Source organism: Aquimarina macrocephali, from assembly GCF_051627225.1.
In the GTDB taxonomy this organism is placed as follows: Bacteria; Bacteroidota; Bacteroidia; order Flavobacteriales; family Flavobacteriaceae; genus Aquimarina; species Aquimarina macrocephali.
In genome coordinates this window covers 570010-590721 of record NZ_CP151795.1, presented here as the reverse complement: position 1 = coordinate 590721, position 20712 = coordinate 570010, and the positions used below count along the sequence as shown (strand labels likewise).

The following is a 20712-nucleotide window of genomic DNA, read 5'->3' as shown; positions in this document are numbered from 1 at the left end:
TTTATAATTCCCTACAAAATGAAAACAAAAAAGGTTTATGTATTGCTATGCGGTATATGCATATTGATGCCATTAATTTCTTGCGTTAAAGACGTAGATTTTGATCAGACAGAAGATGTTGTGCTTACTCCAGTCTATGAGGTTGATTTTGTGTATTCTCGATTTGATACAAACCAATTTATAGATTCTAATATAAATCCTGCTATAGTTGTTCCAGAGGTGATCGTAAATGATACTTTAAGCTACGACCTTTTAGGAACCGATTTTGTAGTGGATAATTTGGGAAGAGTAGAATTAACTTTTGAGTTTAGAAATACTATAGAGCGTGATTTTGATTTTGATTTTGGATTTCTAAATGATAGTGACCAACGAATTGGTCCGTTATATAGTATGACTGCCAATTCTGGAAACGGAGAAGGTACAGATGCCATTGTTACAACAGAAGTTATCATTCTTGATACTGCCGAAATTGATGTTTTGAGAGATGCTACACGACTTATTTCTTCAATGAGAGTGCAAAATATTAATAGTAGCTTACGAGGGATTCTTGAATTGCGATCCAAAGGAACTTACTTTTTTAATTACGAGCTATGAGAATTGTTATATTCTTTATAGGTCTGTGGGGGTGCTTGGGGTATTCTCAAAATAAGGAAACCTTATATGATTTTACAGACCTTCCTCAGTCTTTACTTCTTAACCCTGGGGCTGATATAAATTTTGATTACCATGTAGGAGTGCCTTTTTTATCACAGTTTCATATAAATGCAGGATTAAGAGGAGCGTCTATTTATGATGTTTTTGCAGATGATGGCAGAAATGTTAATGATAAAATAGAAACTACACTTAATACTCTTACAAGCAATGATTATTTAACCCTAACTCAGCAATTAGAACTTATTAGTTTTGGATGGGAAAGCAAAAAAAACAAGAATATATATTTCTCTGGCGGAATCTATCAGGAATTAGATGTTATTGGATACTTTCCAAAAGATTTTGTAGTTCTTGCTTATCAAGGGAATCGGGATTTTCTTAACCAACCGTTTCGTTTTTCTAGTATAAATGGATCCGTAGAGCTGTTAACCGCATTTCATTTTGGGTACACAAAAAAGGTGAATAAGAAACTGACTTTTGGAGTCAGAGCCAAATTGTATTCAAGTATGTTTCATATTCGTAGTGCTAAAAATAGAGGGACTTTTACTACTGTAGAAACACCACAAGGAAATAATGTTTATCAACATGTGATTAGTAATGCAGATGTTACTGTTAGAACATCGGGGTATGCCTCTCTTAAAGATGCAGAAGGAAAGGAAATCGTTAATAAACTAATAGGAAGAGCATTTCTGGGAGGAAATCTGGGTGTTGGGGTAGATATAGGGTTTACTCATAAAATAAATGAGCAGCTGGCTATTACAGGAAGTGCAAATGATCTAGGAATGATATTGTATGCTAAAGATGTAGAAACCTATAAGGCGCGAGGTAATTATGTTTTTGAAGGATTTGAAACACCGATTCAGTTTTCTGGCCAGAACGCTCAGGATTTTCTAGATGAACTAGAAGAAGCTGTCCCACTTGATACATTGAGTAAAGCTTATGTAACTATGCGTCCTTTAAAATTAAATAGCTCCCTTAGGTATTCTTTTAACCGATATGATGATGGTACTTGTGATTGTTATCTCGAAGGGGAGAAGCCACCATATATGGATGCAGTGGGATTACAGTTATTTACCCAGTTTAGACCAAAAAGACCTCAATATGCAGCTTCATTGTTTTATTATAAGCGTTTTTTTAATTTTTTAAGAACAAAACTTACCTACACCATAGATGATTATTCATATTATAATATAGGATTTCTTACATCTATTCATATTAATAAAATTAATTTTTATATTTCGGCTAATAATTTATTAGAATATACTAACCTTGCAAAAGCAAGAGGTACTTCTGTGCAACTAGGTTTTAATGTTATAATGTGATAGATATGTTACGTATTTTGTTTTTGGGGATTGTTTTAATCTCTACGTTAAGTGTTAATGCTCAAAAAGATATTAATGAGTATAAGTATGTGATAGTTCCCAAGAGCTATAATTTTTTAAAGGGAGAGGATACATATCAGCTTAATTCACTCACTAAATTTTTATTAACTAAATATGGTTTTGAAGCCTATATGCTGGAAGAAAATTTCCCAGAAGACCTTAAGGCTAATGGTTGTAAAGCATTACGAGCTGATTTAAAGCGAAGATCAGGTGTATTTTTAACAAGACTAACACTCGAATTAAAAGATTGTAATGGTAGTGTTGTATTTACATCTTTGGAAGCGAAGAGTAGGGAAAAAGAATTTAAAGCAGCATATCACGATGCGCTTAGAAAAACTTTTACATCAGTAGAGGCACTTAACTATACATATAGTGGTGATAAAGAAGAAAAGGTTGTTAAAAAAGAAGTTGTTAAAACACCAAACGTTAAAGAGAAAGAGCCAGTACAAACTAAAGAAGTAAAAGAAACTGTAGAAGTTGTTTCGCCTTCTCCTTCAGAAAATACGATTACATATCTTTTTAATGATGCAAGTTTCCTGTTTAAAAAACAAGATTACGGATATGAGATGTTTAAAAATGAAGAAAAGCAAACATCTGTAGGGAAAATTTTTAAATCGGGAAGCGGAAAAAATTATATAGTTCAGGCAGGAGATTTAAGCGGTAATGGATATTTTGATGGATACGGTAATTTTATATTAGAACGTATTAATCCAGCGACCAATAAACTTATTACAGATACATTTGCAAGACAGTAAAATTTAATTATTCTTTTTTAGAATGGAATAATTATGAAATGAGGAGTTATAAAAAAAATTAGTACTCGTATTTATCTCCCCATCTTGATTTAAGAAATGTTCTAAATGAATTTTCACGCTGGTTATCTCCAGGGTCATATAATTTTGTGTCGGCAATCTCATCAGGAAGAAATTCTTGTTTTACAAAATTATCTTTATGATTATGAGCATATTTATAATCTTCCCCATAGCCTAATTCTTTCATTAATTTGGTAGGTGCATTTCTTATATGTAATGGGATAGATAAATCACCCGTTTGCTTTACCAATTGCTGAGCTTTATTTATAGCCATATATGATGCATTACTTTTTGGCGAAGATGCAAGGTAAACCGTACATTGACTTAGTATAATTCTAGCCTCTGGGTAACCAATGGTATTGACCGCCTGAAAAGAATTATTTGCTAAAATCAAAGCAGTTGGATTAGCGTTTCCAATATCTTCAGAAGCTAATATGATTAATCTTCTAGCAATAAATTTAAGATCTTCACCACCCTCAATCATTCGTGCAAGCCAGTATACTGCAGCATTAGGGTCACTACCTCGAATAGATTTAATAAAAGCAGAGATGATATCATAGTGTTGTTCTCCTGTTTTATCATACCGCACAGTGTTTTGTTGTACTAGCTTCGAAACCAGATCATTAGTGATTGTAATGGGCTCCTGATCTTGGCTAGAAACAATTAGTTCGAAAATATTCAAGAGTTTACGAGCATCGCCACCACTCAATCTTAGTAGAGATTCCGTTTCCTTAAGTACTATTTCTTTGGGTTTTAAATGTTCATCTTCTTGCATAGCCCTATCGAGCAATGCTTCTAATTCTTTTTTACCAAAGGGATTAAGTGTATACACCTGGCAACGAGATAAAAGTGCGGGTATTACCTCAAAACTAGGATTTTCTGTGGTAGCTCCAATAAGAGTAATCCACCCTTTCTCTACAGCACCTAATAGGGAGTCTTGTTGTGATTTGCTAAAACGATGAATTTCATCAATAAATAGAATAGGGTTTTTAGCAGTAAACAAGCCTCCACTTTGTTTAGCCTTATCAATTACTTCTCTTACTTCTTTAACACCACTATTTATAGCACTAAGAGTATAGAAAGGTCTTTCTGATTCGCTAGCAATGATATTGGCTAATGTTGTTTTTCCTACACCGGGAGGCCCCCAAAGTATTAGAGAGGGGATAAGCCCTTTTTTAATTTGCTGGGTCAGAGAACCATCATCGCCAACTAGATGTTCCTGACTAAGGTACTGTTCTAAGGATTTTGGACGTATTCGTTCTGCAAGTGGTTTATTCATAAGTGTAAAAATACAAGCTTTTATAGAATTTTAGGCTCTAATATTGGAATGTAATAGAATAGTATATTTTTTTTAAATAGAATGAAGTACTCCTGCCAAACAATAAGCTTAGTACGGTTAAGTTATTATCTCAATACTATTTATTAGCAAACAATCAAAAAATGAGAAATTACAGGCTTGGAATAAATTTTATGATGCGCCTGACATTTTAACCGGACTTTTTATTTTGGACTTTTTTTTGATACATTCATACTACTATGCAAGAAAAAGAAACTCATTTTAAGTTTAATACCGGAGTAGTAGGGTATCCATTGTTGTTTGTGCTACTTATTTGGATAGTATTTTGGTTTGAAATTCGTTTTGATTTGAGTTTCAATCATTTCGGAGTGCATCCCAGAACGATTACCGGGTTAAGAGGAATCATATTCTCTCCTTTTATTCATGCTGATATTACCCATTTATGGCATAATACATTACCACTATTGATTTTATCGGCAGCACTGTTCTTTTTCTATCAAAAGAATGCTTGGAAAGTATTATGTATAGGGGTTTTTCTTACAGGTTTTTTAACCTGGCTATTAGGGCGACCCGCAAATCATATTGGAGCAAGCGGAGTGATCTATATGCTTTTTGGTTTTTTATTTTTTAAAGGGATCGTAGCAAAACACTTTAGATTAATAGCGCTATCCTTTGTTGTAGTTTTTATTTACGGAAGTATGGTAATGTATGTGTTACCTATAGACCCAAAAATTTCATGGGAAGGTCACTTATCGGGTATAATATCTGGAGCTGTATTAGCATTCTTTATTAAAAAGGGAGTGGTGCAACCAAAAAAATATATCTGGGAATCCGAACATTATAAACCCGAAGATGATGAATTTCTAAGGCATTTTGATGAGAATGGTAATTTTATCGAAAGCCTTCCTCAGGAAGATTTGGATGAAGAGATTAGTATTATTTATGAATATAAATCTAATACAGAGAAACCTGAAGAAGAATGATTAGTATTATAACCGTTGTCTTATGATTTCATATAAAAACACACCACAAGCTACCGATACGTTTAACGAAGCAATATCTCCATACATTGGTAATTTAGCTTGGTGATCTACCAATTTTAATACCGATTGAGAAATACCTTTACCTTCACTTCCCATAATGATTGCGGTAGGAATAGTTAGATTTGTGTCGTAAATAGTAGTGTCGGCTTTTTCTGTAGCAGCTACTATCTGAACACCAGAACCCTGTAGATAAAACATTGCATCTTTTATATGATCTACTTTACATATTGGGATTTTGAATACTGCCCCGGCAGAAGTTTTTACAGTATCTGCATTAACAGGTGCTCCTCCTTTTTTCTGAATGATAATACCATGTACTCCTGTACATTCTGCAGTTCTGATGATAGCACCAAAATTACGAACGTCAGAAAGTTGATCAAGAATCAAAAATAAAGGAGTTTTTCCAGATTCAATAACATTCATGACAAGGTTTTCAAGGTCATAAAAATCGATAGGAGAGGTATAGGCAACCGCACCTTGATGATTGCTACGGGTTAATCGATTTAGTTTTTCTACAGGAACATAGTTAATGGTGATATTATTCTTCCTTACCAGATTCATTAATTCTTTGGCCAGGTCACCATGTAATCCTTTTTGAATAAAAAGCTTATCGATGGTTTTGCCAGACGTTATAGCTTCTATAATCGCTCTGATACCAAAAACTAAGGAATCGTTTTTCATCTGTATATAGTATATGTTTTGTAGTCAAGACCATACCTACCATATAGTAAACCGGTATTAACTTAATTGTTTGTAGCTTATTTAATGGGATCAAAGATAGTATAATAGAAATGAGTTTTAGGAATTGTATACAAAAAAAGGATGTGATCAATTAGATCACATCCTTTATATAAATGTATAGACAAAGCAAGAACTAATCTATAATACTATTTTCTTTAAATGATAATGCTATGTCAACATTTGTTCCTGCATTTATTACTGTAATATCACCTACAAGAATAGCTCCATAATAATTTTTTAATACAGGAGCATTTGTAGTTCCGATATTTCTAACAATTTTGTATGCGTAAATCTCGTCTTTTACGACTTGAGAAGAGGTAGAAGGTGTTCCGGCATCAAAATCAGCTTTTGCTTGCTCTACATCGTTATATTTGTCGTAAAAAGATGCTCCGGTATCTCCTAGCTTTACAAACTGTATGTCTACAGTGTAATTTTCTCCATTAACGGTATTGTTGATAGCTCCAAACCCTTGTGGTCCGACAAAATCAATATCCCCTGTAAAAGTATCATCTTTAGAAGTAGAACCGGTTAAGAGGTTGATCTGATTTTTGGTAAGATCATTACCTAGATTTCCACTTACACCACTTTTGAATGGCTGAGGTATAATTTCAATTTTAGCTTCTACTTTATCAGTAAGAACTCCACTGGAGACAGTAAAAGAATAAATGAGTAGATCCCCTTTTGTAAAACCATAAGTAATATAATCTTTGTTTTTAAGATCAATTGTCCCTTTGTCAATATTAAAACCGGTAGAAATATCTGTTTCTGTTCCCATTTCTCCTTTTCTCCAGGTGACTACAATATCGTCAATCTTAGCCCCTGCGGTAGAAGTAACATATGTAATCAAATTGGTAGATGCGCTATCTTTAAATTTTATAGATGAAACTTTATCGGTTAAATTAATAGCTTTTGTAACTGATAGCTTTTCTGCTGTTATTGCAGAGGGGATATTTCCTCCAGAAATATCATATACTAAATCTAAGTCGAAACTCCCTGATGAAACTGTTTTTCCTTCTTCTTCACTAGGAAAAACAAATGGTAATAGTGATGAAGAGTTAAATGTAGCTGCGTTGTCAGAAATCACGGCATCTGCAATTTTGGTAGTACCTTTAAATACATCAAGATTAGTAACCTTTGCATTCGTAAAGCTGTTTAAATCAATCTTTAAGTCTTTGTTAATATCAAATATTGTTATTTCAGTATCCACTAGTTTAACTGCTACTCCGGCAGATACTCCTGTTACTCCTTGATCATCATTTGAACAAGATATCATAGAAATGATGAATAAAGTAATAAGTATGATTTTTGAAAGTGTTTTCATGTAACTTGATTTTTAATTAGAGTTTTTTGTTTAAAGTATTTGTCTTATAGACTGTCTGCTTCTATATGGTTGCGTAATTTGATTATATAATTGATGTGTTATTATGTCTTAAAATGCTATTGAAAATAAACAAGGCCGGCTTTTTAAAAGCTGGCCTTGTTTATGCAGATGTAATGAATGATTGCTGTACTTTTTTAGGAATCTTATTGATTTTTACCTATTAGGAAGTAGCGATATTCGAATAGCTAATTTTTAGGAAATATTTTTTGAAAAGAGTTTGTATTTATAATAGAGAGATAGTCTTGATTGCGTACTATTTGAGTCAGTCTTATTTTTTGATTAAAACTAAACATCCTTGTATAGTGAAGAAATCTCTTATGTATAAATACAGGATACTTATTGGGTAAGGGGAGGAGGGAGATACTTATTCGGAAATTGGATATAACTGTGGTTTTTTTGATAAAATAAAAAAAGAGACTATCCACTGGATAGCCTCTTTTGAATCTTTATTATTTATTTGACTTAATTTTTATAAGCCCAAATATATACATCCATCAAGTGACCTCCTTGCGCAGAAATAGCAGCTTGGTAAGAATCTGGATTTGATACTCTTTCATCGATAGGGTATAACCAACGTCTTGGAACTACTCCTGAAGGGTTAAAGCCATTTGCTCCATTTACATTTGGAGTTATAGCTGGATAACCAGTTCTTCTATAATCATTCCATGGTTCAACTGGAGTATTACCATACATTGCTTTATATTTTTCAACAATAATGGTTTCAATATCAGCTTCTAAAGTGCCTCCTAATGCTAAACCACCAGTATATGCAGTAATATCTGCAGCAGCAACACCAAGGTATTCCATATTTGCGGTTACACCAGCAATTAATGCAGCAGTACCATCACCACTTGTACGCTCAAGAGCTTCAGCTTCGATAAACTTTTGCTCAGCATATGTCATTAATAAACTAGGACTGTCTAATTGAGCCCAAAATAAATCTGAGTTACCGCTATCCCAAAACAGGTCATTTGCACCTGAAGAATCAATATATAGATTATATCGAGGATCTCCAGTCATAAGAGTAACAAAATGAGGATCAATTGCCATTGTATTTGGTCTTCCTGTCCCGAATAAAGCAATTGGATTCCCTCCATTATTTGTGTTTTCAAAGTTAAATTGCGCTTGATCTGCATTACTTCCCATTGCGTTAGCTATTGCAGCTAATGCTTTAGAAGATGCTAGTGGGTCTCTTTTTGAAAGTTGAATATAGTAACGTGCTTTTAGAGCATAAGCTACCTTAATCCAACCAGCATTACTAAGAGTTACCAAACTTCCTTGAATACTTCCAATAGGATCAGTAGCAGTTAAATCAGCCACAGCTTGATCTAATAACTCAAAGATTTTTTCGTAGATTGATTCTTGTGAATCATACTTTGGAGTTAAATTCTCTTCTCCAAGAAAAGCTTCAGAGAAAGGAACGTCACCCCATGAATTGGTAGCCAGACCTAAATTTGCTGCAAGATAAATTTTTGCAACACCTCTACTGTTTACACCATCAGTATCACTAGTTCTGTTTATGATATCTATACAATCTCTCATAGAACCTACATAAATACCTGTGTTCCAGAAATTATTAAGGTCATTCTCGTCAATTACATAACTTGTGTATCCAAGTTGTTGTGCATCTATACCTGCCCATTGTTGCATAACGATACCAGATAAACGACCTAGTCCAGCGATTGGGTTTCTATGCGATTGGGTTTGCATAATCGGCATAATGGCTTTTACCGGCACAATATCACCACTGGGACGCGTAGGGTCTTCATTTGTAGTGCCATACTCACATGATACTAGCATCATTGCTGCTGTTATCATGAGAATAAAAGTTTTATTGATTTTATATGTTCTTTTCATTTTTACTTTTTTTAGAAATTAAGTTTAAGTGAAACAGCATAACTTCTGGTGTTTGGCTGATTAAAGTAATCTAAACCAATACCATTAGAATCTCCAGTTAAGTTAGTTTCAGGATCAACACCAGGATAATCAGTGTTTAACCATAAGTTTCTTCCTGAAAGTGTTATAGAGCCAGAAGAGATAGGAGTTCCATTTAATAATTTTTCTCCAAAGCTATATGATAAAGAAGCTTCTCTTAAACGAATCCAAGATGCATCATATACACTATCTTCTCCTACACCACCAAAACCATTTTTGGTCCAAACATTTACACCTGTAGTATTACTAGCTAAAGCAACTTGTTGAGTGTTTTCTTGTCCAGTAGACTGTACAATTCCATCATAAACGAAATCAGTAATTTCTCTTTGATCAGCTGTTTTTTGTGAAGTACCAAAATAATCAATGATACCACAAGTACCACACCATACATCACCACCTTCTCTAATATCAAATAAAACAGAGAAAGAAAGGTTTTTATATGAAAGAGTATTTTTAATACCCATTTGCCAATCTGGAATTGGATCACCAATAATTGTTGATTCTGGATCTACTAATGGGAAACCATTATCATCGATTAAAACACGACCACTGTCGTTTCTTAAATATCTACTTCCGTATATTGCTCCATAAGATTCTCCTGGAAGTACTCTTGAAGATGTTGAAGTAAACCCTGCAAGTGTAAATGATTCTACACCAGGTGCTAGTTCAATAACTTTTGACTCATAGGAAGTCCAATTGATATCTAAATTCCAAGAGAAATTATCTGTACGAACTGGTACAAAATTTGCACCGATTTCAAATCCTTTATTTTCGATTTTACCTGCATTAACATTACGACCATTAAAACCTGTTGATGGAGCAACATCCACAGGGAATACCTGACCTGTTGTCTCTTTGTCATAATACGTAATGTCTAATCCTATTCTTGAGTTGAAGAATTTTATTTCTCCCCCAAATTCTAATTCTGTAGTTTCCTCCGGTTGAATAATATTACTACCTGACGAACCGCTTCTTTCTAAAGCAACTGCATTAAATAATGGGAAAGTGTTACCTCCGATAAAACCATCACCACCGGCAAATCCACCAGCATAAAAAGTTTGAGTAGCATATATAGGTGCATCATTACCAGTTCTACCATAAGATGCTCTTAGTTTACCATAGTTTACTAGTTCACTTTCGAAAAGCTCACTAAATACAAAACTAAGACCAGCACTATACGATAAGAAATCATTGTTGTCTATAGGAAGAGTAGAAGACCAGTCATTTCTAACAGAACCATTTATGAAAAGCATATCGTTGATTCCAAATTTCGCATCAGCAAAAACTGCATCCAATTTTTTCTTAAATACAGAATTAGTTGTAACCTGACTTGAAGAATTCGAAACATCAAAGAATCCAGGAATAGTTAATTCATTTGCTAGAACACTTCTTCTTAAATAATCAGAACTGTAGTTCTCATATCCTATTATACCATTAAATGTGATCGTTTCAGATAAATCTTTATTGAATAATGCCATGAAGTTAGTTGTGATATCTTCATTAAAAATGTTATCATCAAACACACTACCATCTCTTGTAGCAGCAGAATTTATATCTCTACCAGCTTTTCTAACATCACTATATCTATCATAAGCATATCTACCTTGTAGTGTTAACCAATCTAATGGTCTGTATTCAAAAGATAATCTACCTGTGAATCTGTTAACATCATCAAAAGATGGGTTTTTTCCAACAGTCCAGTATGGATTATCATATATTCCAGCTCTATAACTTCTTTGAGTACCATCAGGTAGTTCGTATACAGTGCGATCTTCTGCAGCTGCTCTACCTTTTAATCCATTACCATTATCAAAAGTTGGAGTAGTTCTCAATAAACCTAGCATAATACCAGAAATATTAGAACCTCTTTGAACTCTTCGTCCTCCTGAATTCACAAAAGAACCACTCGCAGAAATCTCAAACTTGTCAGATAAATCGGCAGTTATGTCTGCTCTAAAAGATTTTTTTCCAAAATCTTCAGTAGGAGCAACACCTGTTTGGTCTAATTTACCACCAGATAAATAATATCTAACAGTTTCGGTTCCACCACGTACAGATACATTTAGATCCGTTAATAAACCTTTTACATAAAAATCATAATTATCATAACTTTCAGCAGCACGACCATTTCCTGTACCAGCAGGAACAAGTGCTCCAAATCTATGATATGGATATGACGTATCACCATCATATTCTAAAGTAGAAATACGAGGTCCCCAACTAAATCCAGACCCAGTCTCAGGGCCAAGGTAATTTCCATTGGTTCCTTGAGCAAATTGTCTTTGTAAATCTGGTACTTGAGTAATTTCGCTTACTTGTACTGTAGAATTTACAGATATAGTAGGAGCTCCTGATTTACCTTTTTTAGTCGTGATAATTACAACACCATTAGCGGCTCTTAAGCCATATAATGTTTGTGCTGCAATACCTTTAAGGATTGAAATACTTTCGATATCATTTTGATTGATATCAATAGCTCTGTTTGATTGGTCAGCACCACCGGTAGCATTTCCAACACTTGAATTGTCAATAGGTACACCATCAACAATAAATAAAGGAGAGTTACTTCTTGTAATAGAAGTATTACCACGGATTCTTATGTTCGCAGATGCTCCAACAGAACCTGAGGATGTTACAACCGAAACCCCTGGGGCTTTCGCCGTTAAGGAACTTACTAAGTTAACCTCTCCGGTGTTTTCGATTTCATCGTCTGATACTGTAGCAATGGCATAACTTAAAGACCTTGGTTTAGCCTTAATACCTCTTGCTGTTACAATAACTTCTTCTAGCTCTGAAGCTGAAGTAGATAGTTGAACATTAATTGAGTTACCATCCCCAATTACTACATCTTTCGTGTCGAATCCGACATAGCTGAAAGAAAGTACTCCTCCCCGATTCGCTTGAAGGGAATAGTTCCCATCAAAATCAGTTTGAGTACCACTTGCTGTATTTTTTACAACAACATTAACCCCAGGAAGAGGTAACCCTTTATCATCGGTCACAGTTCCTGAAACTGTTTTTTCCTGTGCAAAAGTGAATTGCACAACAAACGCTAGTAATAGCGTTAGAATTCCACTAAACTTTGTTCTCATTTTACAATTTATTTGAATTAGCCAGTTCCAAAAATCATAATAATATCTTTATAAAACAACTTTTTGTTATTAAAATTTAAATTGTAGCTGCTATGATGTATCCAAAATTGTTAGGCGTTGTTGTAGGAGGGGTGTGGGGTGTTTGTAAGATTTTTTATGTTTTTCGGATTATTAAGTATCACATAATGAACAACTTCTTTGATCGTTTGTAGTGTGGTGTTGGTGTGTGCTTCTACAGATTTGAAGCTTGTTTGATTAATGGTATAAAAATATAAGAGCTTTCTGACAAAGGTTTCCTGTTTGTGTTAAATAAAGATTTCTTCTTGTTAATTATGATGATAGATGAGTCGTTTTGGGTGTTGAGATAGTGAGATATTAACCATTTGCCAGCTTAAACAGATAAAGGCTATTGTTTTTTTGTGTTTAAAAGATCATCAAATTCTATATATAGGTTGTTCTTTATTACTATATGTCTTATTAGGTCAATGTATTTTTATATGGTAATGTACAATGATAAGTAATTGGATTAATCAATACCTTCGTGTTATATATTTAGGTATTACTATTAGAGGAAAGTTTTTTTGAATGAGAAAACCTAAGAATTTAATGATGCAATAAAAATGTTATTCTGACTCATAGGTAACAATCGCCTAATTAATGACGATCTAAAGGATGTGATTGTAATGTGTTTCGGTTATTTTCTAATTACTATTGTTGGTGGTGTTTAGGTAGGAGTGAAATGAGATATTCAAAGATGGTAGTAGTGTGAAAAGATGGGCGTTGAAAATTATACGGCTAAGATGATACATTATATAGGCCTACATGTGTACATTATATATGTAATATACGTATTTTCTATTGAAGTTAAAATAAGATGTTTTTGTTGTTGATTTTGTAGTTAGTGTGGTTGTTTTACCTCATTTGTTTTAGGTAACATGCATAAAGGAATAAAAATTAATCCCTTAGGATTTGATTTGCTGAAAAATAATTCTACCTTTGCAGCCCTTTAAAAGGGATATTTTTTTAAATTTTAATAATAGTGTAAAGCAAATTATGCCAACAATTTCACAATTAGTAAGAAAAGGTAGAGCCAAAATAACTAAGAAGAGTAAATCGGCTGCTTTGGATTCGTGCCCGCAACGCCGCGGTGTTTGTACACGTGTTTATACTACTACACCAAAAAAACCAAATTCAGCTATGCGTAAAGTAGCTCGTGTTAGGTTAACAAATGGTAAAGAAGTAAATGCGTACATCGGTGGTGAAGGTCACAATCTCCAGGAGCACTCGATAGTATTAGTTAGAGGTGGAAGGGTAAAAGATTTACCAGGAGTTAGATATCACATTGTTCGTGGAGCTTTAGACACCGCAGGTGTAGAAGGAAGGACGCAACGTAGATCTAAGTATGGTGCTAAACGCCCTAAGAAGTAATTAAAAAACTTTAAGAAGAAGACATGAGAAAAAGAAAGGCTAAAAAAAGACCGATTTTGCCAGATCCACGTTTTAACGATCAATTAGTTACACGTTTTGTGAACATGATGATGTGGGATGGAAAGAAATCGACAGCTTTCAAAATATTCTATGATGCAATCGATATTGTAGAAGAGAAAAAACAAAATGACGAAAAAACGTCTTTAGAAATTTGGAAAGATGCATTATCTAATGTAATGCCTCACGTAGAGGTGAGAAGCCGCCGTGTAGGAGGGGCTACTTTTCAGATTCCTAACCCAATCAGGCCAGATCGTAAAATATCTACTGCTATGAAGTGGTTGATTCAATTTTCACGTAAAAGAAATGAGAAATCTATGGCTCAGAAACTTGCTGCAGAGATTATAGCTGCAGAAAAAGAAGAAGGAGCTGCTGTTAAGAAAAGAGTAGATACTCATAAAATGGCTGAGGCAAACAAAGCATTCTCTCACTTTAGATTTTAATCATTAAGAAATGGCTAGAGATTTAAAATATACTAGAAATATAGGAATTGCTGCGCATATTGACGCAGGGAAAACTACAACCACCGAACGTATTCTTTATTATACAGGGGTGAGTCATAAAATTGGTGAGGTTCATGATGGCGCAGCTACGATGGACTGGATGGAGCAAGAGCAAGAGCGTGGTATTACGATTACCTCTGCTGCTACAACCTGTGAATGGAACTTTCCAACAGAAAATGGTAAACCAGTAGATGATACTAAAGGATACCATTTTAATATAATTGATACCCCGGGTCACGTTGATTTTACCGTAGAGGTAAACCGTTCTTTACGTGTACTTGATGGGTTGGTGTTTTTGTTTAGTGCTGTTGATGGGGTAGAACCACAATCAGAAACTAACTGGAGACTTGCCGATAATTATAAAGTACCAAGAATCGGTTTTGTAAATAAAATGGATCGTCAAGGATCTAATTTTATGGAAGTATGTCAGCAGGTTAAAGATATGCTAGGTTCTAATGCAGTACCTATTGTATTGAATATTGGTGACGAAGAAGATTTTAAAGGAATTGTTGATTTAGTAAAGAATCGTGCTATTGTATGGCATGAAGAAGGGCAAGGATCAACGTTTGATGTTATTGATATTCCAGATGATCTTAAAGAAGAAGCAAGAATGCTTCGTGGTAAGCTTATTGAAGAAGTTGCTGCGTATGATGAAGATCTTCTTGAGAAATTCATGGAAGATGAAGAATCGATTACAGAAGAAGAAGTGCATGCTGCACTTAGAGCTGCTGTAATGGATATGAGTATTATTCCTATGATCTGTGGATCTGCATTTAAAAATAAAGGTGTTCAGTTTTTATTAGATGCGGTATGTCGTTATTTACCTTCTCCAACGGATAAAGAAGGTATTGCAGGTATAAATCCTAATACAGATCAAGAAGAAATACGTAAACCAGATGTAAAGGAGCCTTTTGCGGCTTTAGCTTTTAAAATTGCTACAGATCCTTTTGTGGGACGTTTGGCATTCTTTAGAGCTTATTCTGGTCGTTTAGATGCAGGTTCTTATGTGTTAAACAATCGTTCTGGTAAAAAAGAACGTATTTCTCGTATCTATCAAATGCATGCTAATAAGCAAAATGCAATTGACTATATAGAAGCTGGAGATATTGGAGCTGCTGTTGGATTTAAATCTATCAAAACAGGAGATACACTTACAGATGAGAAAAACCCTATTGTTTTAGAATCTATGGACTTCCCTGATCCCGTAATTGGTATCGCGGTAGAGCCTAAGACTAAGGCAGATGTTGATAAATTAGGGATTGGCTTAGGAAAATTGGCTGAAGAAGATCCAACATTTACAGTACGTTCGGATGAAGCTTCAGGACAGACTATTATATCTGGAATGGGTGAACTTCACTTAGAAGTTATTGTAGATCGTTTAAAACGAGAATTCAAAGTTGAAGTAAATCAAGGTCAACCACAAGTAGAGTACAAAGAAGCTATTACTGCTGTAGCAGAACATAGAGAAGTGTACAAGAAGCAATCTGGTGGACGAGGAAAATTTGCAGATATTGTATTTACAATTGAACCAGCAGATGAAGGTGTAGTTGGACTTGAGTTTATTAATAAGATAAAAGGAGGAAACGTACCAAAAGAATTTGTTCCTTCTATAGAGAAAGGTTTCAAAATGGCAATGGTAAATGGGCCTTTAGCTGGTTATGAAGTGGATGCTATTAAAGTAACATTGACTGACGGATCTTATCACGATGTGGATTCTGATCAACTATCTTTCGAATTAGCTGCTAAATTAGGTTTTAAAAATTCAGCAAAAGCTGCTAAAGCCGTAATTATGGAGCCAATTATGAAATTAGAGGTTATTACTCCAGAAGAAAACATGGGTGATATCGTAGGTGATCTTAACCGTCGTAGAGGGCAAGTAAGTGATATGGGAGACCGTGCAGGAGCAAAAACTGTAAAAGCAACTGTTCCGCTTTCTGAAATGTTTGGATATGTGACAACATTAAGAACATTGTCATCTGGTAGAGCAACGTCTACAATGGAATTTTCTCACTATGCAGAAACTCCTTCTAATATTTCAGAAGAAGTAATTGCTGCAGCAAAAGGAGTTAACGCTTAATTATTACAGAAATGAGTCAAAAAATCAGAATAAAACTAAAATCTTACGATCATAACTTAGTGGATAAGTCTGCTGAGAAAATCGTAAAGACGGTAAAGAGTACAGGAGCTGTAGTAACTGGGCCAATTCCTTTGCCAACACATAAGAAAATTTTTACGGTGCTTCGTTCTCCACACGTAAACAAAAAATCCAGAGAGCAATTCCAATTAAGTTCTTATAAAAGACTTTTGGATATCTATAGCTCTTCTTCAAAAACGATTGATGCGTTGATGAAGCTGGAATTACCAAGTGGAGTAGAAGTGGAGATTAAAGTGTGATAAAACTTTAAGAGTAAGTGCGCTTACAATAAAATGTCCCAAGCTGTATGCAAGGGAAAAACGGCAAAAAAATACATTCAGGGTTGAAAGTATTTTGACCCTGTTTTTTTGTAAAAGAATAAAATAAATTGAAAGTAATTTCAATAGAGAATAAGTAAATCATTAATAAATAATTAAATATGTCTGGGTTAATAGGAAAAAAGATCGGCATGACCAGCATCTTCGATGAAAATGGAAAGAACATTCCATGTACAGTAATCGAAGCTGGACCATGTGTGGTAACCCAAGTCAGAACTGAAGAGGTTGACGGTTATGAAGCTGTTCAGCTAGGTTTCGATGACAAAGCAGACAAAAATGCTACTAAAGCGGCTTTAGGTCACTTTAAAAAAGCAGGAACTGTTGCTAAACGTAAAGTTGTCGAATTCAAAGGTTTTGATGAGGAGTACAAATTAGGAGATACAGTAACTGTTGGGCACTTTGCCGAAGGAGAATTTGTTGATGTGTCAGCAACCTCAAAAGGAAAAGGTTTTCAAGGAGTTGTGAAGAGACACAATTTTGGTGGTGTTGGTCAAGCAACTCATGGTCAGCATAACCGTTTAAGAGCTCCAGGTTCTATCGGTGCTGCATCATATCCTGCAAGAGTTTTCAAAGGAATGAAAATGGCAGGAAGAATGGGTGGAGAGCAAGTAAAAATTCAAAACTTAAGAGTGTTAAAAGTAGTTCCTGAAAAGAATATACTTGTTGTTAAAGGATGTGTTCCTGGACATAAAAACGCTTATGTAACGATTCAGAAGTAATGAAAGTAGCGGTAATTGATATAAACGGAAAAGAAACAGGAAGAAAGGCAGACCTTTCAGACGCTGTTTTTGGTATAGAACCAAATGATCATGCTGTATACTTAGATGTGAAGCAATACTTGGCTAATCAACGTCAAGGTACTCATAAGGCTAAGGAGCGTGCAGAGATTGTAGGTAGTACTAGAAAAATAAAGAAACAAAAAGGGACAGGTACCGCGAGAGCAGGTAGTATAAAGTCTCCTATATTTAAAGGTGGAGGTAGAGTTTTTGGTCCAAGACCACGTAGCTACTCTTTTAAATTAAATAAGAACTTGAAGAGATTAGCGCGTAGATCTGCGCTAAGTATTAAGGCAAATGACAAAGCAATAACTGTAATCGAAGACTTTACTTTTGATACAGTAAAAACTAAGAATTTTACAGCAGTTTTAAAGTCTTTAGGACTTGAAAACAAAAAATCTTTGTTTGTGTTGGCAGAGTCGAATAAAAATGTATATTTGTCGTCACGCAATTTGAAAAGTTCAGATGTCATAACTTCCTCAGAATTAAGTACTTATAAAATACTTAATGCGAATAATGTTGTGTTTTTGGAAAGTTCTTTGAAAGGAATTGAAACGAATTTAAGTAAATAGAAGCCATGAGTATCTTAATAAAACCTATTATTACAGAAAAGGCTACTGCAGATAGTGAAGTGTTTAATCGCTATGGTTTTGTAGTAGACAAGAAAGCGAATAAGGTAGAGATCAAAAAAGCAGTTGAAGCTGCTTATGGTGTATCTGTTACTAAGGTTCGAACAATAAATGTCCGTCCAGACCGTAATACTCGTTATACAAAAACAGGTATGGTTACTGGTAAAACAAGTGCCTATAAAAAGGCAATTGTACAGGTGGCGGAAGGTGAAGTAATTGATTTATATAGTAATCTTTAAGACTAAGAAATGTCAGTAAGAAAATTAAAGCCAATTACCCCAGGTCAGCGTTTTAGAGTAGTAAATGGATATGACGCCATTACTACTGATAAGCCGGAAAAAAGCCTATTGGCTCCGAAAAAAAGATCTGGTGGTAGAAACAGTCAAGGAAAAATGACCATGCGCTACAAAGGTGGTGGTCATAAAAAAAGGTATCGTATCATTGATTTTAAACGAGATAAGCAAGGAGTTCCTGCTACCGTTGCTACAATAGAATACGATCCAAACAGAACTGCATTTATAGCGTTGCTAAATTACCAAGATGGTGAAAAGCGCTATGTTATCGCTCAAAATGGTTTACAGGTAGGTCAGAATATCGTTTCTGGTAGTGATATTGCTCCAGAAATCGGTAACGCTATGCCGCTTAGTGATATTCCACTAGGTACGATCATTTCTTGTATAGAGTTACGTCCAGGTCAAGGTGCTGTTATGGCGCGTAGTGCTGGATCATTCGCTCAGCTTATGGCTAGAGATGGTAAGTTTGCTACGGTAAAATTACCTTCTGGTGAAGTGAGAATGATATTAGTTAACTGTATGGCTACCATTGGTGCTATATCTAATAGTGATCATCAATTGATCGTTGGAGGTAAAGCTGGTAGAACAAGATGGTTAGGTCGTCGTCCTCGTACAAGACCAGTAGCGATGAACCCTGTTGATCACCCAATGGGTGGTGGTGAAGGACGTTCTTCTGGAGGTCACCCACGTTCTAGAAAAGGTCTTCCTGCAAAAGGATTTAGAACCCGTTCTAAGACGAAAGCGAGTAATAAATATATTGTAGAACGTAGAAAGAAATAATTAAGATATGGCACGTTCATTAAAAAAAGGACCTTACGTTCACTATAAGTTAGAGAAAAAAGTAGCTGCAAATGTAGAAGCTAATAAGAAGTCTGTTATTAAGACTTGGTCTAGAGCATCTATGATTACTCCTGACTTTGTAGGGCAAACAATTGCAGTTCATAATGGTCGCCAGTTTGTACCGGTATACATTACCGAGAATATGGTAGGTCATAAATTAGGAGAATTTTCGCCAACACGTTCCTTTAGAGGACACGCTGGTGCTAAAAATAAAGGTAAAAAATAATTTAAGTCATGGGAGTTCGTAAAAGAGAAATGGCAGAAAGAATTAAGGAAGAGAAAAAGCAAATTGCTTTTGCTAAACTTAATAACTGCCCTACGTCACCTCGTAAGATGCGTTTAGTAGCAGATTTGGTTCGTGGTGTAAAAGTTGAAAAGGCGCTTCATATTCTTAGATTTAACCCTAAAGAAGCATCACGTCGTTTAGAGAAGTTATTGCTTTCGGCAATAGCAAACTGGCAGGCGAAAAATGAAGACGCTAGCATCGAAGATGCAGATCTTTTTGTAAAAGAGATTCGTGTAGATGGAGGAAGTATGTTAAAAAGACTTCGTCCTGCTCCACAGGGTCGCGCGCACAGAATAAGAAAACGCTCTAACCACGTAACAATAGTGGTTGCAGCAAACAATAATACACAAAGCTAATATAAACTATGGGACAGAAGACAAATCCAATCGGAAATCGCCTTGGTATTATCAGAGGATGGGAATCCAACTGGTACGGAGGTAATGACTACGGTGATAAACTTGCCGAAGACGATAAGATTAGAAAGTATGTACACGCACGTTTATCAAAAGCTAGTGTATCTAGAGTAATTATTGAGCGTACGCTTAAACTTGTAACCGTTACTATCACTACTGCCAGACCTGGTATCATTATCGGAAAAGGTGGTCAAGAGGTAGACAAGTTGAAAGAAGAGCTTAAGAAAATTACTGAAAAGGAAGTTCAGATCAATATTTTTGAAATCAAAAGACCAGAACTTGATGCATTTTTGGTAGGATCGAGTGTTGCAAGACAAATCGAAAGCCGTATCTCATATCGTCGTGCTATTAAAATGGCTATTGCGGCAGCAATGAGAATGAATGCAGAAGGTATCAAAATCCAGATTTCGGGACGTTTGAATGGTGCAGAAATGGCACGTACAGAGTCTTATAAAGATGGTCGTATTCCTTTATCAACATTTAGAGCCGATATTGATTATGCTTTAGTAGAATCTCACACTACTTATGGTAGATTGGGTGTTAAAGTATGGATCATGAAAGGTGAAGTATATGGTAAAAGAGAGCTTTCTCCTTTGGTTGGTTTATCCAAAAAACAAGGAAAAGGTGACAGAGGTGGACGAAGTGGTGGAGGTAATAACAAATCACGTCGTAGAAAGTAAT

20 protein-coding genes are annotated in these 20712 nt (G+C 35.0%); 15 read left to right on the top strand and 5 right to left on the bottom strand.

The window, feature by feature from the left end; genetic code table 11:
* The first annotated feature begins 18 nt into the window (after positions 1–18).
* Genes AAFU52_RS02650 through AAFU52_RS02640 form a run of 3 tightly spaced genes read left to right on the top strand, consistent with a single transcriptional unit; the run spans position 19 to position 2788 of the window.
* Entirely contained in the window at positions 19–594 is a 576-nt protein-coding gene (locus AAFU52_RS02650; RefSeq protein WP_438425213.1) for a hypothetical protein, read from the top strand.
* Positions 591–1973, top strand: coding sequence for a DUF5723 family protein (locus AAFU52_RS02645; RefSeq protein WP_438425211.1), 1383 nt, complete (start codon positions 591–593; stop codon positions 1971–1973). The genes AAFU52_RS02650 and AAFU52_RS02645 overlap by 4 nt, the downstream gene beginning before the upstream one ends.
* A 5-nt stretch (positions 1974–1978) precedes the next feature.
* Complete coding sequence (locus tag AAFU52_RS02640) at positions 1979–2788, top strand: hypothetical protein (RefSeq protein WP_438425208.1); 810 nt, start codon at positions 1979–1981, stop codon at positions 2786–2788.
* 58 nt (positions 2789–2846) lie between these two features.
* Here AAFU52_RS02640 and AAFU52_RS02635 read toward each other — a convergent pair whose 3' ends face one another.
* Positions 2847–4124: a replication-associated recombination protein A gene (locus tag AAFU52_RS02635; protein ID WP_438425206.1), complete on the bottom strand. Its 1278-nt coding sequence runs from the start codon at positions 4122–4124 to the stop codon at positions 2847–2849.
* A gap of 257 nt (positions 4125–4381) precedes the next feature.
* Here AAFU52_RS02635 and AAFU52_RS02630 point away from each other — a divergent pair, with 257 nt between their 5' ends.
* Entirely contained in the window at positions 4382–5125 is a 744-nt protein-coding gene (locus tag AAFU52_RS02630) for a rhomboid family intramembrane serine protease (protein ID WP_438425204.1), read from the top strand.
* Positions 5126–5131: 6 nt separating this feature from the next.
* Here the strand turns inward: AAFU52_RS02630 and rlmB are convergent, their stop codons facing one another.
* From rlmB to AAFU52_RS02610, 4 genes are all read right to left on the bottom strand, one after another.
* Complete coding sequence (gene rlmB / locus AAFU52_RS02625; RefSeq protein WP_438425202.1) at positions 5132–5866, bottom strand: 23S rRNA (guanosine(2251)-2'-O)-methyltransferase RlmB; 735 nt, start codon at positions 5864–5866, stop codon at positions 5132–5134.
* Positions 5867–6059: 193 nt separating this feature from the next.
* On the bottom strand, positions 6060–7247 hold the full coding sequence (locus AAFU52_RS02620; RefSeq protein ID WP_438425200.1) for a hypothetical protein: 1188 nt from the start codon (positions 7245–7247) through the stop codon (positions 6060–6062).
* Between the two features lie 522 nt (positions 7248–7769).
* On the bottom strand, positions 7770–9164 hold the full coding sequence (locus tag AAFU52_RS02615; RefSeq protein WP_438425198.1) for a SusD/RagB family nutrient-binding outer membrane lipoprotein: 1395 nt from the start codon (positions 9162–9164) through the stop codon (positions 7770–7772).
* An 11-nt stretch (positions 9165–9175) separates the two neighbouring features.
* Positions 9176–12334 carry a SusC/RagA family TonB-linked outer membrane protein gene (locus tag AAFU52_RS02610; protein WP_438425195.1) on the bottom strand — a complete coding sequence of 1053 codons (3159 nt, stop codon included), beginning with the start codon at positions 12332–12334 and terminating at the stop codon, positions 9176–9178.
* Positions 12335–13387: 1053 nt separating this feature from the next.
* Between AAFU52_RS02610 and rpsL the strand changes: the two genes are divergently transcribed.
* The 11 genes from rpsL (at position 13388) to rpsC (ending at position 20711) form a co-directional block, all read left to right on the top strand.
* Positions 13388–13762 carry a 30S ribosomal protein S12 gene (gene rpsL, locus AAFU52_RS02605; RefSeq protein WP_024770883.1) on the top strand — a complete coding sequence of 125 codons (375 nt, stop codon included), beginning with the start codon at positions 13388–13390 and terminating at the stop codon, positions 13760–13762.
* A 23-nt stretch (positions 13763–13785) separates the two neighbouring features.
* Positions 13786–14262: a 30S ribosomal protein S7 gene (gene rpsG, locus AAFU52_RS02600; protein WP_024770882.1), complete on the top strand. Its 477-nt coding sequence runs from the start codon at positions 13786–13788 to the stop codon at positions 14260–14262.
* Between the two features lie 10 nt (positions 14263–14272).
* Positions 14273–16399, top strand: a complete 2127-nt coding sequence (gene fusA / locus AAFU52_RS02595; RefSeq protein WP_438425193.1) for an elongation factor G — start codon at positions 14273–14275, stop codon at positions 16397–16399.
* Between the two features lie 11 nt (positions 16400–16410).
* A complete protein-coding gene (gene rpsJ / locus AAFU52_RS02590; protein ID WP_010181931.1) occupies positions 16411–16716 on the top strand; it encodes a 30S ribosomal protein S10 in 306 nt (101 codons plus the stop codon).
* Between the two features lie 179 nt (positions 16717–16895).
* The gene (rplC, locus tag AAFU52_RS02585) at positions 16896–17513 is read left to right on the top strand and encodes a 50S ribosomal protein L3 (protein ID WP_438425188.1); all 618 of its coding nucleotides are present in this window, start codon (positions 16896–16898) and stop codon (positions 17511–17513) included.
* On the top strand, positions 17513–18142 hold the full coding sequence (rplD, locus tag AAFU52_RS02580) for a 50S ribosomal protein L4 (RefSeq protein ID WP_438425185.1): 630 nt from the start codon (positions 17513–17515) through the stop codon (positions 18140–18142). Before rplC ends, rplD begins: the two co-directional genes overlap by 1 nt.
* A gap of 5 nt (positions 18143–18147) precedes the next feature.
* On the top strand, positions 18148–18438 hold the full coding sequence (gene rplW, locus AAFU52_RS02575) for a 50S ribosomal protein L23 (RefSeq protein WP_024770878.1): 291 nt from the start codon (positions 18148–18150) through the stop codon (positions 18436–18438).
* 9 nt (positions 18439–18447) lie between these two features.
* On the top strand, positions 18448–19272 hold the full coding sequence (gene rplB, locus AAFU52_RS02570; RefSeq protein ID WP_438425182.1) for a 50S ribosomal protein L2: 825 nt from the start codon (positions 18448–18450) through the stop codon (positions 19270–19272).
* 7 nt (positions 19273–19279) lie between these two features.
* Positions 19280–19558, top strand: coding sequence for a 30S ribosomal protein S19 (rpsS, locus tag AAFU52_RS02565; RefSeq protein ID WP_024770876.1), 279 nt, complete (start codon positions 19280–19282; stop codon positions 19556–19558).
* A gap of 8 nt (positions 19559–19566) precedes the next feature.
* A complete protein-coding gene (rplV, locus tag AAFU52_RS02560; protein WP_024770875.1) occupies positions 19567–19974 on the top strand; it encodes a 50S ribosomal protein L22 in 408 nt (135 codons plus the stop codon).
* 8 nt (positions 19975–19982) lie between these two features.
* Complete coding sequence (rpsC, locus tag AAFU52_RS02555) at positions 19983–20711, top strand: 30S ribosomal protein S3 (RefSeq protein ID WP_024770874.1); 729 nt, start codon at positions 19983–19985, stop codon at positions 20709–20711.
* Position 20712 lies beyond the last annotated feature (1 nt).

Bases quoted from the DNA above. Each gene is read 5' to 3' on its own strand.
- AAFU52_RS02650 (WP_438425213.1), top strand. From the start codon at position 19: ATGAAAACAAAAAAGGTTTATGTATTGCTATGCGGTATATGCATATTG.
- AAFU52_RS02645 (WP_438425211.1), top strand. From the start codon at position 591: ATGAGAATTGTTATATTCTTTATAGGTCTGTGGGGGTGCTTGGGGTAT.
- AAFU52_RS02640 (WP_438425208.1), top strand. From the start codon at position 1,979: ATGTTACGTATTTTGTTTTTGGGGATTGTTTTAATCTCTACGTTAAGT.
- AAFU52_RS02635 (WP_438425206.1), bottom strand. From the start codon at position 4,124: ATGAATAAACCACTTGCAGAACGAATACGTCCAAAATCCTTAGAACAG.
- AAFU52_RS02630 (WP_438425204.1), top strand. From the start codon at position 4,382: ATGCAAGAAAAAGAAACTCATTTTAAGTTTAATACCGGAGTAGTAGGG.
- rlmB (WP_438425202.1), bottom strand. From the start codon at position 5,866: ATGAAAAACGATTCCTTAGTTTTTGGTATCAGAGCGATTATAGAAGCT.
- AAFU52_RS02620 (WP_438425200.1), bottom strand. From the start codon at position 7,247: ATGAAAACACTTTCAAAAATCATACTTATTACTTTATTCATCATTTCT.
- AAFU52_RS02615 (WP_438425198.1), bottom strand. From the start codon at position 9,164: ATGAAAAGAACATATAAAATCAATAAAACTTTTATTCTCATGATAACA.
- AAFU52_RS02610 (WP_438425195.1), bottom strand. From the start codon at position 12,334: ATGAGAACAAAGTTTAGTGGAATTCTAACGCTATTACTAGCGTTTGTT.
- rpsL (WP_024770883.1), top strand. From the start codon at position 13,388: ATGCCAACAATTTCACAATTAGTAAGAAAAGGTAGAGCCAAAATAACT.
- rpsG (WP_024770882.1), top strand. From the start codon at position 13,786: ATGAGAAAAAGAAAGGCTAAAAAAAGACCGATTTTGCCAGATCCACGT.
- fusA (WP_438425193.1), top strand. From the start codon at position 14,273: ATGGCTAGAGATTTAAAATATACTAGAAATATAGGAATTGCTGCGCAT.
- rpsJ (WP_010181931.1), top strand. From the start codon at position 16,411: ATGAGTCAAAAAATCAGAATAAAACTAAAATCTTACGATCATAACTTA.
- rplC (WP_438425188.1), top strand. From the start codon at position 16,896: ATGTCTGGGTTAATAGGAAAAAAGATCGGCATGACCAGCATCTTCGAT.
- rplD (WP_438425185.1), top strand. From the start codon at position 17,513: ATGAAAGTAGCGGTAATTGATATAAACGGAAAAGAAACAGGAAGAAAG.
- rplW (WP_024770878.1), top strand. From the start codon at position 18,148: ATGAGTATCTTAATAAAACCTATTATTACAGAAAAGGCTACTGCAGAT.
- rplB (WP_438425182.1), top strand. From the start codon at position 18,448: ATGTCAGTAAGAAAATTAAAGCCAATTACCCCAGGTCAGCGTTTTAGA.
- rpsS (WP_024770876.1), top strand. From the start codon at position 19,280: ATGGCACGTTCATTAAAAAAAGGACCTTACGTTCACTATAAGTTAGAG.
- rplV (WP_024770875.1), top strand. From the start codon at position 19,567: ATGGGAGTTCGTAAAAGAGAAATGGCAGAAAGAATTAAGGAAGAGAAA.
- rpsC (WP_024770874.1), top strand. From the start codon at position 19,983: ATGGGACAGAAGACAAATCCAATCGGAAATCGCCTTGGTATTATCAGA.